The 15,701-nt window shown below is 74.7% G+C and carries 13 protein-coding genes; 3 read left to right on the top strand and 10 right to left on the bottom strand.

Annotated elements, in window-relative coordinates:
• Positions 1–19 precede the first annotated feature (19 nt).
• From ACIGAQ_RS02220 to ACIGAQ_RS02200, 5 genes are all read right to left on the bottom strand, one after another.
• Positions 20–2,362, bottom strand: a complete 2,343-nt coding sequence (locus ACIGAQ_RS02220) for an SWIM zinc finger family protein (protein WP_399780628.1) — start codon at positions 2,360–2,362, stop codon at positions 20–22.
• Positions 2,363–2,699: 337 nt separating this feature from the next.
• Positions 2,700–5,690, bottom strand: a complete 2,991-nt coding sequence (locus ACIGAQ_RS02215; protein WP_399778524.1) for a DEAD/DEAH box helicase — start codon at positions 5,688–5,690, stop codon at positions 2,700–2,702.
• Positions 5,691–5,775: 85 nt separating this feature from the next.
• Positions 5,776–6,357 carry a sugar kinase gene (locus tag ACIGAQ_RS02210; RefSeq protein ID WP_399778522.1) on the bottom strand — a complete coding sequence of 194 codons (582 nt, stop codon included), beginning with the start codon at positions 6,355–6,357 and terminating at the stop codon, positions 5,776–5,778.
• Complete coding sequence (locus tag ACIGAQ_RS02205) at positions 6,354–7,502, bottom strand: ROK family glucokinase (RefSeq protein ID WP_309094958.1); 1,149 nt, start codon at positions 7,500–7,502, stop codon at positions 6,354–6,356. Before ACIGAQ_RS02205 ends, ACIGAQ_RS02210 begins: the two co-directional genes overlap by 4 nt.
• 123 nt (positions 7,503–7,625) lie before the next feature.
• Positions 7,626–8,363: a GntR family transcriptional regulator gene (locus tag ACIGAQ_RS02200; protein ID WP_311681175.1), complete on the bottom strand. Its 738-nt coding sequence runs from the start codon at positions 8,361–8,363 to the stop codon at positions 7,626–7,628.
• Between the two features lie 128 nt (positions 8,364–8,491).
• Between ACIGAQ_RS02200 and ACIGAQ_RS02195 the strand changes: the two genes are divergently transcribed.
• On the top strand, positions 8,492–9,511 hold the full coding sequence (locus tag ACIGAQ_RS02195; protein WP_311680643.1) for a Gfo/Idh/MocA family oxidoreductase: 1,020 nt from the start codon (positions 8,492–8,494) through the stop codon (positions 9,509–9,511).
• Between the two features lie 12 nt (positions 9,512–9,523).
• Here ACIGAQ_RS02195 and ACIGAQ_RS02190 read toward each other — a convergent pair whose 3' ends face one another.
• Together ACIGAQ_RS02190 and ACIGAQ_RS02185 are read right to left on the bottom strand one after the other, a co-directional pair.
• Positions 9,524–10,201: a response regulator gene (locus ACIGAQ_RS02190; RefSeq protein WP_399778519.1), complete on the bottom strand. Its 678-nt coding sequence runs from the start codon at positions 10,199–10,201 to the stop codon at positions 9,524–9,526.
• A gap of 13 nt (positions 10,202–10,214) precedes the next feature.
• Complete coding sequence (locus tag ACIGAQ_RS02185; protein WP_311680641.1) at positions 10,215–11,492, bottom strand: histidine kinase; 1,278 nt, start codon at positions 11,490–11,492, stop codon at positions 10,215–10,217.
• 181 nt (positions 11,493–11,673) lie between these two features.
• On the opposite strand from ACIGAQ_RS02185, the gene ACIGAQ_RS02180 reads away from it, so the two are divergent.
• Positions 11,674–11,874, top strand: a complete 201-nt coding sequence (locus ACIGAQ_RS02180; protein WP_094052946.1) for a hypothetical protein — start codon at positions 11,674–11,676, stop codon at positions 11,872–11,874.
• A 67-nt stretch (positions 11,875–11,941) separates the two neighbouring features.
• On the opposite strand, the gene ACIGAQ_RS02175 is transcribed toward ACIGAQ_RS02180, so the two are convergent.
• Positions 11,942–12,337, bottom strand: coding sequence for a ribonuclease (locus ACIGAQ_RS02175; protein ID WP_362277608.1), 396 nt, complete (start codon positions 12,335–12,337; stop codon positions 11,942–11,944).
• Positions 12,338–12,487: 150 nt separating this feature from the next.
• On the bottom strand, positions 12,488–13,114 hold the full coding sequence (locus tag ACIGAQ_RS02170) for a dihydrofolate reductase family protein (protein WP_399778516.1): 627 nt from the start codon (positions 13,112–13,114) through the stop codon (positions 12,488–12,490).
• A 171-nt stretch (positions 13,115–13,285) separates the two neighbouring features.
• Between ACIGAQ_RS02170 and ACIGAQ_RS02165 the strand changes: the two genes are divergently transcribed.
• Positions 13,286–14,029 (top strand): SDR family oxidoreductase, encoded by a 744-nt coding sequence (locus ACIGAQ_RS02165; RefSeq protein ID WP_399778515.1) that lies wholly within the window; start codon positions 13,286–13,288, stop codon positions 14,027–14,029.
• 533 nt (positions 14,030–14,562) lie between these two features.
• Here ACIGAQ_RS02165 and alc read toward each other — a convergent pair.
• Complete coding sequence (gene alc / locus ACIGAQ_RS02160; RefSeq protein ID WP_399778513.1) at positions 14,563–15,678, bottom strand: allantoicase; 1,116 nt, start codon at positions 15,676–15,678, stop codon at positions 14,563–14,565.
• Positions 15,679–15,701 lie beyond the last annotated feature (23 nt).

Here is a 15,701-nt window from a genome sequence, read left to right as displayed (position 1 = left end):
GCCAGAGGCCGCCAGTGGTTCAGAGGTCGCCGGAGAGACCGAGCCCTGTCAGCGCGCCGACCGGGTCGAGGTCGGGGGTGCCGCGCGGCCACCAGTCGTCGCGGCCCGGCTCGGATTCGTACGCGTACCACAGGCCGTCGCGGCCGAGGCGGAGCTGAAGGTGGCCGTGGGGGTGCGTGAGGTGGTTGCGCCAGGGGCGGAAGGCGGGCAGGTCGGCGGCGAGGAGCAGGGGGCGGGCCCGGTCGAACCGGCCGGCCGGCGGATCCCAGGGCTCCTCCAGGACGGCGAGGCCCTCCAGTCCGCCCTGCCGCCAGGCGGCGACCGCGCGGGCCAGGTCGGCGGGGGTGCGGCCGGCCGCGGCGGCGAGGGAGGAGTACAGCGCCCGACTGCCGGCGGTGAGGCCCGAACCGGGACGGGCCGCGGCCAGGCGGACCGCGTCCTGCCAGAAGGTCAGCCGGCCGACCGGGTCACGGCCGCTGGTCAGCAGGGCGTGGGCGCGGGCGGCGGCGTCCGTGGCCAGCTGGTCCAGGGCGAAGGGGTCCGGGCCGCCGGGGGACGCAGGGTAGGCCGGAGGCTGTTCCGGGTGCGCGGGCGGGGGCAGGGGCGCGGGGAGGGGCGGCAGAGTGCGCGGCTGGAGCGCCTCCTTGGCCCGCACGCCGGGGAGCGGCGCTGGTTCCCTGTCCTGTGCGGCGCGGGCCGCGCGGGTGGCACTGAGCCGGGACAGCGCGTCGAGCAGTTCCCGCTCGCCCCGGCCGCGCAGCAGGAGCAGCACGAACGGGTCGGCGTCGAGCAGCCGGGCGGTCTGGTAGCAGAGTGCGGCGGCGTGCTTGCAGGGGTGACCGCGGTCGGGGCAGCTGCACCGGGGCTCCAGGTCGCCGGGGCCCGGCAGCAGGGGGACGCCGCTCTGCGCCAGTGACCGGGGCATCTCCTTGTCGAGCAGCGCGGCGATGTGTCCGGGCCGGTCGGCCGCGGCCTCCAGGAAGCGGTCCCAGTCGGAGTCGCCGAGGGTGCGCAGGCGCACCTGGACGCGGTAGGGCCGCGGGCGGCTGCCCTGGACGTACGCCAGCACGAGGCCGGGGGTCACCGTGATGGCGTCCACGTGCCCCTGCTCGGCGTACCCCCGCCCGCGCTCCAGCCGCTTGACGTCCAGCGCGCCCTGCTCCAGCGCGGACACCCAGGCGTTCCCCCACCAGCTCTCGGCGAACCGGTCACCCTCCCGGGGCGGGAAGGCCGGGAACGTACGACGCAGGTCGCCGTCCCGGTTCGGTGCGGCCATGGAGCGGGGGGTGGGGGAGGAAGGAGCGGGACCGACGTCCGGCAGCGGGGTCGGCGACACACCGGAGTCGGGCACGCCGGACACGGTCCCTCGCGTCGGCGAGACACCGGAGTCGGGCACGCCCAGCACGGTCCCTCGCGTCGGCGACACACCCTGGTCGGACACGCCAGGCACGGTTCCCCGCGTCGGCGACACACCCTGGTCGGACACGCCAGGCACGGTTCCCCGCGTCGGCGACACACCCTGGTCGGACACGCCAGGCTCCGTTCCCGGTGGCGGCGGACGCTCGGAGTCCGCAGCGGGGTCCTGAGGCATCCGGCCCCTGGTCCCGGCCGCGGAAGCCGCGGATCCTCGCGGCGTTGCCGGACTCTCCGTCGCGTCCTCCGCTTCCCCGGCCCCCGGCTGCGACGGCGCACCCCCGTGCAGCAGCCCGGTCAGGCGCGACGGCGCACCGCCCCGACCGGAGGCTCTCTCCCCACGGTCGGACGGCGACGGCTCCGGCTCGTCCGGCAGGTCCGGCAGGTCCGGCATCCGGAACGCGTCCGACAGCAGCCGCCGTACATCGGGGGCTGCCCCGCCGGCGCCGTGGTCACGGGCCCGCCGGGCTGCCGCCGCCCTGTCGTCCACGAGCTTCTGCCGGGCCCGGCGCCTGCGCCGGGCCCCCTCCCGCTCGGTCTCCTCCCGGGCGCGCCGCGCGTCGTCCCGTGCCGCGCGCAGGGCCTCGCGCGCGACGTCCGCGGCGCGGGGTCCGGCCGGGCCGGCTTCAGCGGTCGGAGTCCGCTCGTGTTCCTCCCACCCGGTTTCCCTCTCCGTCTCCCCGACGTCCGTCTCCGCATCGGCCGTCTCCCCCGCGGTCTCCACCTCTGTGGGCACGTCGGCCGCGCCGGGCGCGGCTGTACTCTCCTGCGGGCCGCGCGACGCTTCCGGCTCCCCGCCTCCTGCGGCCGTGCCGGAGTCCTGTCCTGCCCCGGTGTGCCGCCATCCCCCGATGTGCCGCGCCGTGGCCTCCTCGCCGGTCCGGTCGTCGTCGCCCGGGCCGCTCCCCCGGTGCTCCGACACCGCCTTCCGCAGCGCCTCGCGGGCGATGTCGCCGGGGCGCGGGGCCGGTCCACCCGTGGGTTCCCGGCCCGGAGAGACCGGATCGCCCGCAGGGCTCGGGGAGCCCGGAGAGCCCGGAGACGCCGCCGTGCCGGAATCTCTGCCGGAGTCCGCTCCGGGATCCCTGCGGGACTTCGCTCCGGGATCCCTGCCGGACTTCGCTCCGGGATCCCTGCCGAAGTCCGTTTCGGGATCCGCGCCGGAGTCCGTGCCCGGGTCCCGGGCGGCACGGGCCCTGGCCTCGCGCAGGGCCCGGCGGGCCTCGTCGGCCGGACGGGCGCTCATGGCGTGCTCCCCGGGAACGGGCGGCGGCTCCGACGGGGTGTCATGACGGCCTCCGCAGGGACACCAGGTCCGACAGCTCGCGGTCGGTCAGCTCGGTGAGGGCCGACTCGCCGGAGCCGAGGATCGCGTCGGCGAGGGCCCGCTTGGCCTGGAGCATCTCGGCGATGCGGTCCTCGACCGTGCCCTCGGTGATGAGGCGGTGGACCTGGACGGGCTGGGTCTGGCCGATGCGGTAGGCACGGTCGGTGGCCTGCTCCTCGACGGCCGGGTTCCACCAGCGGTCGAAGTGCACGACGTGGCCCGCGCGAGTGAGGTTCAGGCCCGTGCCCGCCGCCTTGAGGGACAGCACCAGCACCGGGGTCGCGCCCGCCTGGAAGCGGTCGACCATGCGCTCCCGCTCCGGGACCGGCGTGCCGCCGTGCAGGAGGTCGACCGGGACGGCGCGGCCGGCCAGGTGGGAGGTGATGAGACGGGCCATGCCGACGTACTGCGTGAAGACCAGGGCGGAGCCGTCCTCGGCCAGCAGCGTGTCCAGCAGTTCGTCCAGCAGGGCGAGCTTGCCGGACCGGGCGGCGAGCCGGTCGCTCGGCCCCGCGTGCTGCTCCTTCAGGTACAGCGCCGGGTGGTCGCAGATCTGCTTCAGCGAGGTCAGCAGCTTCAGCACCAGGCCCCGGCGCGCCATGCCCTCGGCCGTCTCGATGGCGAGCATCGACTCGCGCACCACCGCCTCGTACAGCGCGGCCTGTTCGCGCGTGAGCGGGACGGGGTGGTCGGTCTCGGTCTTGGGCGGCAGCTCGGGGACGATGCCGGGGTCGGACTTCTTGCGGCGCAGCAGGAAGGGCCGGACCAGGCGGGCCAGACGCTCCACCGCCTGTTCGTCCTCGCCGGACTCCACGGCCCGGGCATGCCGGGCCCGGAAGGACTTGAGCGGACCGAGCAGGCCGGGGGTCGTCCAGTCGAGCAGGGCCCACAGCTCCGACAGATTGTTCTCCACGGGGGTGCCGGTGAGGGCCACGCGCGCGGGGGACGGGATGGTGCGCAGCGCCTTGGCCGTGGCCGAGTAGGGGTTCTTGACGTGCTGTGCCTCGTCGGCGACGACCATGCCCCAGGTCCGCTCGGCCAGGGCGGTGGCCGCCGAGCGCATCGTGCCGTACGTGGTGAGGACGAAACCGCCGTCCAGGCCGGCCAGGCTGCGGTCGGGGCCGTGGAAGCGGCGCACGGGGACGCCGGGGGCGAAGCGGTTGATCTCGCGCTGCCAGTTGCCGAGGAGGGAGGCCGGGCAGACCACCAGGGTCGGTTCGCTGCGGGCCCGCTTCAGGTGCAGCGCGATGAGCGTGACGGTCTTGCCGAGGCCCATGTCGTCGGCGAGGCAGCCGCCGAGGCCGAGGGAGGTCATCAGGTCGAGCCAGGCCAGGCCGCGGAGCTGGTAGTCACGCAGGGTGGCGTGCAGGCCGGGCGGCGGGTCGGCCGGGCGGATCCCGGCGGTGAGGCGGTCGCGCAGGGCGGCCAGGGCGCCGACCGGCACGGCCTCCACGGTCTCGCCGTCCACCTCGGCCGTGCCGGTGAGGGCGACGGACAGCGCGTCGACCGGGTCGAGCAGTCCGAGGTCCCGCTTGCGGGCCTTGCGGACGAGGGCCGGGTCGACCAGCACCCAGCGGTCCCGCAGCCGGACGACCGGCCGGTGCGCCTCGGCGAGGGCGTCCATCTCGGCGTCCGTGAGCGGGTCACCGCCGAGGGCGAGCTGCCAGCGGAAGCCGAGGAGGTCCTCGCTCTCGAAGAAGCCGGTGCCGTCGGTCGCGGAGCCGGGCGCGGGACGGACCACCGCCGTGGCGGACAGGTCCTGTGCGAGGTCCCTCGGCCAGTGCACGGCGACGCCCGCCGCGGCGAGCCGGGTGGCGGCGATCCCGAGCAGGTCGCTCAGTTCCTCCTCCGTCAGGGCCAGCACGTCGGGCACGTCCTGCTCGGAGAGCCGGTCGAGCGGCGGCCAGACGCGGGCGGCGCGGCGGACGGCGAGGGCCGCGTCGACGCGCGCGCGGGGGCCGAAGGCGTCGCCGGCCTCGCCCGCCCACAGGGCCGCCGCGTCGGCGACGAGGGTGGGGTCGGCGAGGCTGTGCACCTGCACGACGGCCGCGCCGGCGCTGCGCGCGCCGCCGTCGGGGGTGTCGTCGAACAGGTCGTAGGCCGAGAGGTCCAGACGGAGCGAGATCCGCACGCCGGCGTCCATGCCGGCGGCGACCTCGGCGGCCCAGTCGTGGGCGCCGGGCAGCGGGGTGGCCTCGCGGGCGGCGAAGGGGCGTCCGGTGCCGTGGGGCGCGGCCGGGGTGCGCGGCAGGGTGTCGGCGACCGCGTCCAGGAAGGCGCGTACGAGCGCCTCCGGCTCGGGCAGGCAGATCGGGCCCGGGCCGGGCAGCGGGACGGCGTGGCCCTCGTACGGCAGGGCGGCGGCCACCGCGCGCAGGTGCGCGATGTCGTCCGGGTCGAGGGGGCCCGCGCGCCAGGCGTCGTGTCCCGTGGCGGTGAGGCCGGGCAGCAGCCGGCCGCGCGCGGTCAGCCGCAGGGCGTGCAGGGCGGCCGCGCCCCAGCAGGCCGTGGCGGGGTGGGCCGCCGGGTCGTGCCGGGCGCGCACCAGCAGGGGCAGGGCCGTCTCCAGCGGGAGGGACAGCGCCGGGGTGGTGTGCCGGCGGACGGCCACCCCGTGCCGGCGGACGACGGTCAGTTCCGTGCCGTCGAGCGGCTTGGCGCCGCCGGTCGCCTCCATGGCGCCGGTAGTTTCCATGGCGCCGGTCGCTTCCGAGCCACCGGCCGGCAGCCTGCCCCGGAGCGGTCCCCCGCCGCGGGCCGGTTCCATGGCTCCGGTCGGTCCCGCGTCGCCGGTCGCTTCCCTCGCGCCGGCGGGCAGCGGTCCGCCGTCGGGGTCCCAGAAGGCGATGCGTCCCTCGCGTGGGAGGGGCGCGGGCAGGAAGACGGCCGCGAGCCGGAGCGGGACCGCCGTGTCGCCCGCCCGTCCGGTCACCGTCGCCGTGTCGCCCATACGTCCTGCCACCTCCCGCCCGCCTGTCGGACCAGTCGTCTCCGACTCTACGGGCGGGGTCCGACAATCGGCCCCGGCAGCGGGGTCAGGGCACCGTCCGGGACACGACGTACACCCACGGGTACGCCGGGTTGGACAGGTCGACGACGACGTCGTGCGTCGGGGCCGGGTTCTTCTGCTTGTGGACGAAGCCGTACCAGCCGTCGCCCTCGGGGAACTTCCAGCCGGTGACCTTGCGGTCGCGGGCGCCGATGGTGACGTCGCCCTGCTTCAGGTCCGCGCGGGTCATGCCCAGGCCGGTCAGATAGGCGTCCAGGCCGGCCGTGTTGGTCTCGAACTGGGCGTACAGGCGGCTGGTCTTCCAGTTGTTGGTCTCGTAGTACGCCACGTGCCAGGCGGGGTGCGGGATCGGCACCTGATAGATGCGGCGCTGGAGTTTGGAGGGCCAGCCCTCGGTGAGGCCGGTCGCCGAGTACTTGGCCTCCTTGTCCTTGCCGCTGTCCCGGCTCTGGTTGGCGGAGATCACCAGATAGCCGGCCGGGATGCCGATGAGCAGCACGATGATCAGCAGGGTGAGCGCCCTGCGGCGGATCATGTGGCGGCGGTCCTCGGCGGGGCGGTCCGGCTCGCCGGGCCAGGGACCCTGGTGGGGCAGGGAGGCGGTCACAGGGTCTCCTGGCTGCTGCGCAATGACTGCGTGTACCGCTCGTAGCGCTCGAAGCGCTCCACGCGGCGGCGCTTGGCGCGGCGGAAGCGACGGGCGACCAGCCGGGCCAGATCGGCGGCGCCGACCATGCCGGCCTCGGGGCCGAGCTGGGCGCGCACGATCCGGGCCTCGGGGCGGTAGCCGCGGCCGGTGAGGTGCCGCTTGAAGGCGTCCCGGGCCGGGCCGATCAGCAGGTCGTCGGCGGCCGAGACGCCGCCGCCGATGACGAAGCAGGACGGGTCGAGGGCGGCGGCGAGGTTGGCGATGCCGACGCCGAGCCACTGGCCGATGTCCTGGAGCAGCTCGATGCACATGGCATCGCCGTCGCGGGCCAGCTCGGTGATCATCGGGCCGGTGATGTCGCCGATGCTGCCCTTGACGTGCTCGATGATCCCGTACGCGACCGGGGAGTCGGCGGCGGCCAGCTCACGGGCCTCGCGGACCAGGGCGTTGCCGGAGCTGTACTGCTCCCAGCAGCCGCGGTTGCCGCAGGGGCAGCGGTGGCCGCCGGGCACGACCTGCATGTGGCCGAACTCGCCGGCGACGCCGTACTTGCCGCGCTTGACCTGGCCGTCCTCCAGGATCGCGCCGCCGATGCCGGTGCCGAGGGTGATCATGACCAGGTGGTCCTCGCCGCGGCCGGCGCCGAAGCGCCACTCGGCCCAGGCGGCGGTGTTGGCGTCGTTGTCGACGAGCACCGGGACGGACAGGCGGCTGGCGAGGCGGTCCCTGAGGGGTTCGTTGCGCCAGGACAGGTGGGGGGCGAAGAGCACGCGGTTGCGGTCGGCGTCGACCCAGCCGGCCGCGCCGATGCCGACGGCGTGCACGTCGTGCCGGTCGGAGAGGTCCAGGACCAGCTCGGCGATGGTGTCCTCGACGACCTTGGGGCTCTTGGACTTGTCCGGGGTCTCCGTGCGGAGCTTCTCCAGGATGTTGCCGTCGGCGTCGACGACGCCCGCCATCACCTTCGTACCGCCGATGTCGATGCCGACCGTGGGCACGCGGGGTGCCGTCAGGTGCGAGCGGCGCTCCCGGGTGCCGACGGTGCGGAGCACGGTGGCACGGCGGGAGCCGATGGGGGCGGTGAAGTCGCGGTAGGTGCTCATCGGGCCCGATTCTGCCTCACGGGACGCAACGGTGCGGAGCACAGGGGTGGTGCGGATCATCGCCACGTGCCGGCCGTCGGGGGCTTGTCGTGCAGTTCCCCGCGCCCCTCAACAGCGTGACCATCACGTCCGGACGAGCAACTGGAACTCGAACGAATAGCGCGTCGGGCGATAGGTGTGTGTGCCGTATTCCACTGCCCGGCCCGTGTCGTCGAACGTCACGCGCTGCATGGTCAGCAGCGGGGCTCCCGTCTCCTCCGCCAGTCGCTCCGCCTCCTCCGTCGTGGCCGCCCGGGCGCCGATCGACTGGCGGGCGCTGTGGAGGGTGATGCCGGCCGCGCGCATCAGGCGGTACAGGCCCGTCGTCTCCAACTGGCCGGTGTCGAGGTCGATCAGGCCGGGGGGCAGGAAGTTGCAGAGGTGGGCCATGGGCTCGCCGTGGGCCAGGCGGAGCCGTTCCACGCGGTGGACGTCGCTGTCCTCGGCGACACCGAGGGCGGCGGCCACCTCGGCGGAGGCGGGCACGACCGTGTTGACGAGGACCCGGGTGGCGGGCCGCTGGCCCGCCGCCTCCAGGTCGTCGTAGAGGCTGCTGAGCTCCAGCGGGCGCTTGACCTGGCTGTGCACGACCTGGGTGCCGACGCCGCGGCGGCGGACGAGGAGGCCCTTGTCGACGAGCGACTGGATGGCCTGGCGGACGGTCGGCCGGGACAGCCCGAGCCGGGCGGCGAGCTCGATCTCGTTGCCCAGCAGGCTGCCGGGCGTCAGCGTGCCGTGCTCGATCGCGGCCTCCAGCTGCTGGGACAGCTGGAAGTACAACGGCACGGGGGAACTGCGGTCCACGCTGAGCTCTAGCTGCACGGTCGGGTCCACTTCTGGTTTCGGCACGCGCTGAGCGTAGCTCCGTGCGTTGTTGACGGGAAGTTGTGTAGTCAGATTGTCCGGACATACAGATTGACAGCGGCGGCCCGTGCCCGCACTTTGTTTCCATGCGCATCGGCGTCATCGGGACGGGCCGCATCGGCACGATCCACGCGAACACCCTCAGCAGGCACCGTGACGTGGGGTCCTTGATCCTCACGGACGCGGACCCCGCGCGGGCCCAGGACCTGGCGCATCGCCTGGGCGAGACGGCGGCGCCCGGCGTGGAGGAGATCTTCCGCTGGGGAGTCGACGCCGTGGTGATCACGACGGCCACGTCGGCCCACGCCGAACTGATCGGTCGGGCAGCACGCTCGGGCCTGCCGGTGTTCTGCGAGAAACCCATCGCGCTGGACCTGCCGGGGACGCTGAGCGCGATCGCCGAGGTCGAGACGGCCGGGACGGTCCTGCAGATGGGCTTCCAGCGCCGCTTCGACACGGGCTACGCGGGTGCGCGCGAGGCCGTGCGCTCGGGCCGGCTGGGGCGGCTGCACACCGTGCGGGCGCTGACCAGCGACCAGGCGCCGCCGCCGGCCGCGTGGCTGCCGGTGTCCGGCGGGCTGTACCGGGACACGCTGATCCACGACTTCGACGTGCTGCGCTGGGTGACGGGCCGGGAGGTGGCGGACGTGTACGCGACCGGGTCGGACGCCGGGCCGGCGATGTTCCGCGAGGCCGGGGACGTCGACACCGGCGCGGCGCTGCTCACCCTCGACGACGGCACGCTCGCCACGGTCACCGGTGCCCGGCTGAACGGGGCGGGCTACGACGTGCGCATGGAGCTGGCCGGGGAGCGCGACCAGATCGTGGTGGGTCTGGACGACCGCACGCCGATCGCGTCCACCGAGCCGACGGGGCCGCCGGCCGCGGACAAGCCCTGGGCGGGCTTCCTGGAGCGCTTCGGCCCGGCCTACGAGGCCGAGCTGAACGCGTTCGTGGAGGTCGTCCGGGGCGAGCGGGCCAACCCGTGCGACGGGCGGGAGGCCCTGCAGGCGCTGCGGGTGGCCGAGGCGTGCGAGGTCTCGCGCCGGGAGCGCAGGCCGGTGCGGCTCGCGGAGATCCCCGGCGGGGCCGCCGCGTTCGCCTGAGGGCCCCCCGGCTCAGCTCTCGTCCGGCTCCTCGTCCAGGAGTCCCGCGTCGTAGGCGAGCAGCGCGATCTGCACGCGGTTGTTGAGGCCGAGTTTGGCCAGGACGCGGGAGACGTGCGTCTTGACGGTGGCGACGCTCATGTACAGGCCGGTGGCGATCTCGGCGTTGGACAGGCCCCGGCCGACCGCGACGGCGACCTCGCGCTCACGGTCGTTGAGGGCGGCCATGCGCGTGCGGGCGCGCGTGCGGCGGGTGTCGGCGGCGGTGCCGACGGCGTGCCGCACCAGCTGGCGGGTGACGGTGGGCGACAGGACCGGGTCGCCGGCCGCGACGCGGCGCACCGCGGCGAGGATCTCGGCGGGCGGGGTGTCCTTCAGGACGAACCCGGCGGCACCCGCGCGCAGGGCCCGCAGCACCTGCTCGTCGGCGTGGAAGGTGGTGAGGACGACCACCTGCGGGCCCTCCTGGCGGGCGCGCAGCCGCTCGGTGGCGGTGAGGCCGTCCACCGTCGGCATCCGGAGGTCCATGAGCACGACGTCGGGGCGGGTGCGGTCGACGAGGGACTCCACCTCGTCGCCGTCGGCGGCCTCGCCGACGATCTCGATGTCGTCGGCCCCGCCCAGCATGAGGGACAGCCCGGCCCGCACCAGCGGATCGTCGTCGACGAGGAGGAGTCTGATCGCAGTCATGGCCCTTACGTAATCACGGCCCCCACGGCAGCCACGCCCGTACGGCGAACCCGCCCTGCGGGGTGGGGCCGTGCTCCAGGCTGCCGCCCGCCAGGGTCGCCCGTTCCGTCAGGCCGATCAGGCCCTGCCCGGAGCCGGGGACGGGGGGCACCTCCCCTTCCGGGGCCGGGTTGCGCACGCAGACGGTGATGCCGTCGCCGGGCGCGCCGGCGACCGAGACCGTGACCTCCGTGCCGGGGGCGTGCTTGCGGGCGTTGGTCAGGCCCTCCTGGGCGATCCGGTAGGCGGTGCGGCCGACGGAGGACGGGACGGCGGCCGGGTCCGCCACGCGCAGGTCCAGGGAGACCTTCATGCCCGCCTCCCGGGACTCGGCGACCAGCGTGTCCAGCGCCCCGAGCGTGGGCTGGGGCCGGCCGGTGTCGTCCGGCTCGGCCGCCCGCAGGACGCCGATGATCTCCCGCAGGTCCTGCAGCGCCTCGTGGGCGCTCTCGCGGATCACGCCCGCGGCGCGTGCCGTCTCCGCCGGGGGCGCGTCCGGCCGGAACTCCAGGGCGCCCGCGTGCACGCTGAGCAGCGTCAGCCGGTGCGCGAGCACGTCGTGCATCTCGCGGGCGATGGCCTCGCGGGCGAGCCGCTGCGCCTGCTCGGCCCGCAGCCGCGCCTCCGTCTCCGCCCGCCGGGCGCGGTCCCTGAGGCTGACCATGAGCTGCCGCTTCGCCCGCACGAACATGCCCCAGCCGATGATCGCCACGGTGAGCAGCATGGCGAACGGCACGCTCACCACGTAGGGGATGTCGAGGTCGGGGCGCAGCCAGTAGTAGAGCGGGACCAGCGCGGTGTTGACGCCGCCGACCCAGGCCGCGTACCGGAACGGGCGGTGCACGGCCAGGGTGAACAGCGCGATGATGCCGGCGCCGCCCGCGGTGTCCGAGACGAAGGTGACGGGGACCATCGCCACGGCCAGCCCGAGCGGCCAGCGGCGCCGCAGCCAGACCGCCGCGCAGGCGAGCGCCCCCACCACCTGGTCGAGGACGGCCAGCCCTGGCGGGACGTTCGGGTTCTGGCGGAGCGCGTCGAGTGCCGTGAGGCCCACGATCACGGCGAACAGGAAGCAGGAGAAGTCCACGATCCAGTCGCGGGCGGTGCGCCGGGGCCGCCGCCCGTTCCCCGCGGCGCCGGGGTCGAGTTCGTGGAGCACGGCGGAGGGGATGAACCACCGGGGTCCGGTGAACAACGCCGGTGTCTCCTCGGCCGGCACCGGGGAGGTCCGCCCCGCCTTCTCACCATTCACGGTCGACAAATCTACGCAGCCCGGGTCCGTTCCACGGCTCCGCGGACCGGATCGCCGACCAAAGTCGTCCCGCCGCAGACTTTCGTCGCGGCCGGCCCGCCCGGATGGGGGACTTCGGTCCGGGGATGCTCGCCCCGCGGCCGATGCGCGTCGGGGGTCCGCGGGGTGAGGGTCGGCAGACATGAAGCAGGTACTGGAGATTCTCGGCTTCCTCGCCCTGGTGCAGGGCGTGGCGGGCCTGGTGCACGAGTTCACCGACTGGGACTGGGGCCTGGTGCAGCGCCTGGGGTTCCTGGACGGTCACGAGATCTACGCGAGCGTCGCCCTGCTGGTGCTGGGCGTCGCCCTGTTCGCGGCGGCCGGGAGCCGGAAGTCCGTGTGACGCCGTCGGAGCGCGACGGACTTCCGGCGGGTGCGTGCCGGGGTGGGGTCCCGGTCAGCGGGCGTGGTCAGCAGCCGTGGTCGATCAGGTCGAACGACGCGTAGTGGTCGGCCGTGTAGTAGTCCTCCTGGCTGCGCTCACCGGTGACGATGCGCCGGGCCCCGCGGGTGGAGGAGCCCGGGGTGATGACCGTGTACTCGTGGTAGTAGCCGGACGACTGGCTGGGCAGGATGCCCTCCCGGTTCTGGAAGACGGTGCCGTCCTGGTCGAACGGGTAGGGGCCGCCCTGCTCGATCAGGTCGAGCGTGTCGTGGGCCTGGGAGGGCAGGGCGCTGTAGCAGATGTCGCCGACGGCGGTGGGGGCCGCGTCGGCGGTCGTGGCGGTGAGGGTGCCACCGACGAGGAGGGCGGACAGGAGGGCGGCTGCTGCGCCGAGCCGCGAGGCGCGTGGGGGGAAATTCATGCGCACATGATGACGCGCGTAGACAGTGGCATGTCAATGACAAGACGAGAGATTTTCCCGTCAAGTCCAATGAGTTCGCGCGAAGTTAACCGACCTGCGGAGGTGGACGGCCGCCCGGCGCCAAGCCCGCACCCAGGCCCGCACCCACGCCTAGGCGTCCTCCGGCAGTCCGAACTCGCCGTACTGCGGGCGGCCCGCCACGTCGTACGTCTGCACGGAGACGCCCGCGCCGGTGACACTGCCCCCGGCGTGCTCGAAGGCGGTCGGTACGGCGCCCTCCGGGAACAGGCGGAAGCCCGAGCCGAGCACGACCGGGAAGGTCAGCAGGTGGAGGGTGTCGACGAGGCCGAGCGCCACCAGGTGGCGGACGAGCGCCCCGCTGCCGTGCACCTGGACCTCGCCGTCGGTGCGCTCCTTCAGGGCGGTGACCTCCTCGGCGAGATCGCCGGAGAGCACGGTGGTGCCCGCCCACTCCGGGTCGGTCAGGGTCGAGGAGGGGACGTACTTCGGAAGGGAGTTCAACTTGGCGGCGACCGGGTCGGCGGGGTCGGTCACCTTCGGCCAGTAGGTGGCGAAGATGTCGTAGGTCCGGCGGCCCAGCAGGAAGGCGGCCGGGCGGGCGAAGACCTCGTTGATGAACCGGCCGAAGTCCTCGTCGGCGTACGGGAAGCTCCAGCCGCCGTGGGTGAAGCCGCCGCGGGTGTCCTCCTGCGGGCCGCCGGGGGCCTGGTAGACGCCGTCGAGGGTGATGAAGAGGGTGGAGACGAGCTTGCCCATGGCGGGTGCCTTCCTTCCGGGTCGCGCGGGGGCTCTGCGGCCCTGGTGTCATCGGTTCAGACCCCGCCGGCCGGCGCAACTCATCGCTGGGCCGTCCGGAGCCTCGCGGTCCGCGAGTTCGACGTCCGTTCGCCGCCAGCGTGGTCGCGTCCCCGCCGCTGGGATGGAGACATGACTTCTCAAAAAATGCTGGACGGCAAGGTGGCTCTCGTGACCGGCGGGAGCCGTGGGATCGGCGCGGCGACGGCTCTGCGGCTGGCGCAGGAGGGCGCGGACGTGGCGGTCGGGTACGCGCACGGAAAGGAAGCGGCCGAGGAGGTCGTCCGGGCGGTGGAGACGCGGGGGCGCCGGGCGGTGGCGGTGCGCGCGGACGCGGCGGATCCGGCCGAGGCCGCCGGCGTGGTGCAGGCGGCGGCCGAGGCGCTGGGCGGCCTCGACGTCCTGGTGAACAACGCGGGTGTGGGGGTGCTCGGGCCGCTGGAGACGCTGTCCCTCAGGGAGGTGGACCGGGTCCTGGCGGTGAACGTCCGCGCCGTCTTCCTGGCCTCCCAGACGGCCGCCGCGCTGATGGGCGAGGGCGGGCGGATCATCACGATCGGCAGCTGCATCGCCCAGCGGGTGCCGGGGCCGGGCGGCACGCTCTACGCGATGAGCAAGGCCGCGCTGACCGGCCTGACGAAGGCGCTGGCCAGGGAGCTGGGCGGGCGGGGCATCACCGCGAACCTCGTCCATCCCGGCCCGATCGACACGGACATGAACCCGGCGGACGGCCCGTACGCGGCCGGACAGGCGGCGATGACGGCCCTGGGCCGCTTCGGCACGGCCGGGGAGGTGGCGTCGACGGTCGCGTACCTGGCCGGGGCGACATTCGTGACAGGAGCGGAATTCGCCGTGGACGGCGGCCACGCGGCATGACCCCCACCCACCGGCTCGCCGCCCGCGGCGCCCCGGGCCGGCGCGGCACGCGGGGACCCACCCTTGCCAGCCGCGCGAACAGTGCCCAGGCGCGGTACAACGTGCGAAGCGCACCGGGCCGGTGCGGCACGCCGGACCCGCCGGTGCTCTTTCGCGCGTGCCGACCCTGAGACCCGGTGCAGCGCACGAAGCACACCGGCACCTGTCCCGCGCGTGCGGCACCTCGGACCGGTGCGGCACGCAGGACACACCGTTGCTCTCCCGTGCGCGCGGAACGCGGGGCCGGCGCAGCCCGCGACGCACACCGGGCCGGTGCGGCACGCGGGGGCCCACCCTCGTCGCGGTCCCGCGAACGGTGCCCGGCCCCGGTGAAGCGCGCGAAGCGCACCGGCATCGTTCCGCGCGTGCGGCGCCTCGGCCCAGCAGCCAGCCGGCGGCGGGCGGTGACAGGCCGGATGGGGCCCGGGCACATCCGGATCGCGGGGCGCGCCGGGGCTGTTCGTCCCGGGCGGCCCGCGGGTCCGTCGGGTGGTTCAGCCGCCCAGTTCCTGGTGGCGGGCCGCCAGGCGGGTCGTGCCCTGGTCGGTGAGGGAGCCGAACAGGCGCAGGCGGGAGATGCCGCCGTCCGGGAAGATGTCGACACGCGCGTGCGTGCCGACGGCCGGCTCCGGCAGGACGAAGCGGTGGTTCGTGTCGGGCTGGAGGCGGGTGCGGGGCAGGATCTCCCGCCACTCCCCGTCCTCGCCGTCCTTGACGGACACGGACGCCCAGCCGGCGCTGTTGCCCTTCAGGTAGGCCGTGTCGATCTCGACCGCGCGGATCCGGGACTGGGCGACCAGGCGGTAGCGGATCCAGTCGTTGCCCTGGTCGCGGCGGCGGCGCGTCTCCCAGCCGTCGTCCATCTTCCGGGAGCGGCCCGGCTGGATGGTGTGGGTGGCGGGCGAGTAGAACCGGTCGGACGCGTCCTCGACCTGACCGCCGTTCTCCAGGGCGACGACGTCGAAGGCGCCCAGGACCGTCAGCCACGCGGGGTCGGGGACGACCTCGCCGTACACGCGCAGGCGGGCGATGCCGCCGTCGGGGTGCTGGTTGACCCGCAGGTGCGTGAAGCGCTGCTCGACGGCGACGGCGAAGCCGTTCGCCGCGTGGCCGCCGACCGCCGTGCGCGGTACGAGGGTCGTCCACTTCACGTCGTCGCCGAGGAGTTCCTCCGGCGCCGGGGAGCCCTCGACGCAGGTGCCCTCGACGGACACGGCCTGCGGGTAGTTGCCGCGGAAGTGGGCGGTGTCGACGACGATCCCGCGGATGACGCCCGGGGCGCCGAGGCGGACCAGGGCCCAGTCGTGGTCCTCGGCGGCCGGCCACGGGTGCTCGGCGGAGGCGCCCCGGCGGCGGCGCGTCTCCCAGCCGTCCATGATCTTGCCCTTGTGCCCGAAGTGCTCCGGGTCGAACTCGGCCCGCTCGGGCACCAGCAGGTTCTCGCGCTGGGCGAAGAACTCGTCGTTGGCGGCGATGACTCCGGCCCCGAGGCGCCGGTCGGCCAGGTCGGCGTACTGGGTGAAGGGGAAGTCGGCGGTGCGGTAGTCCGCGTAGGGGTCGCCGCCTCCGTAGGGGTGCGCGTCGCCGGTGAAGCTGGGGATCGCCGTCACGATGATCAGGTCTTCCTTTCGGG

The sequence above is a fragment of the Streptomyces sp. NPDC085932 genome, assembly GCF_044540525.1.
Taxonomy (GTDB): Bacteria; Actinomycetota; Actinomycetes; order Streptomycetales; family Streptomycetaceae; genus Streptomyces; species Streptomyces levis.
This window is presented reverse-complemented; position numbering and strand designations above follow the sequence as displayed.

What these genes read in the sequence shown, in the direction of transcription:
- ACIGAQ_RS02215 (WP_399778524.1), bottom strand. Translation starts at nt 5,690, where the DNA reads ATGGGCGACACGGCGACGGTGACCGGACGGGCGGGCGACACGGCGGTC.
- ACIGAQ_RS02205 (WP_309094958.1), bottom strand. Translation starts at nt 7,502, where the DNA reads ATGAGCACCTACCGCGACTTCACCGCCCCCATCGGCTCCCGCCGTGCC.
- ACIGAQ_RS02195 (WP_311680643.1), top strand. Translation starts at nt 8,492, where the DNA reads ATGCGCATCGGCGTCATCGGGACGGGCCGCATCGGCACGATCCACGCG.
- ACIGAQ_RS02190 (WP_399778519.1), bottom strand. Translation starts at nt 10,201, where the DNA reads ATGACTGCGATCAGACTCCTCCTCGTCGACGACGATCCGCTGGTGCGG.
- ACIGAQ_RS02180 (WP_094052946.1), top strand. Translation starts at nt 11,674, where the DNA reads ATGAAGCAGGTACTGGAGATTCTCGGCTTCCTCGCCCTGGTGCAGGGC.
- ACIGAQ_RS02175 (WP_362277608.1), bottom strand. Translation starts at nt 12,337, where the DNA reads ATGAATTTCCCCCCACGCGCCTCGCGGCTCGGCGCAGCAGCCGCCCTC.
- ACIGAQ_RS02170 (WP_399778516.1), bottom strand. Translation starts at nt 13,114, where the DNA reads ATGGGCAAGCTCGTCTCCACCCTCTTCATCACCCTCGACGGCGTCTAC.
- ACIGAQ_RS02165 (WP_399778515.1), top strand. Translation starts at nt 13,286, where the DNA reads ATGACTTCTCAAAAAATGCTGGACGGCAAGGTGGCTCTCGTGACCGGC.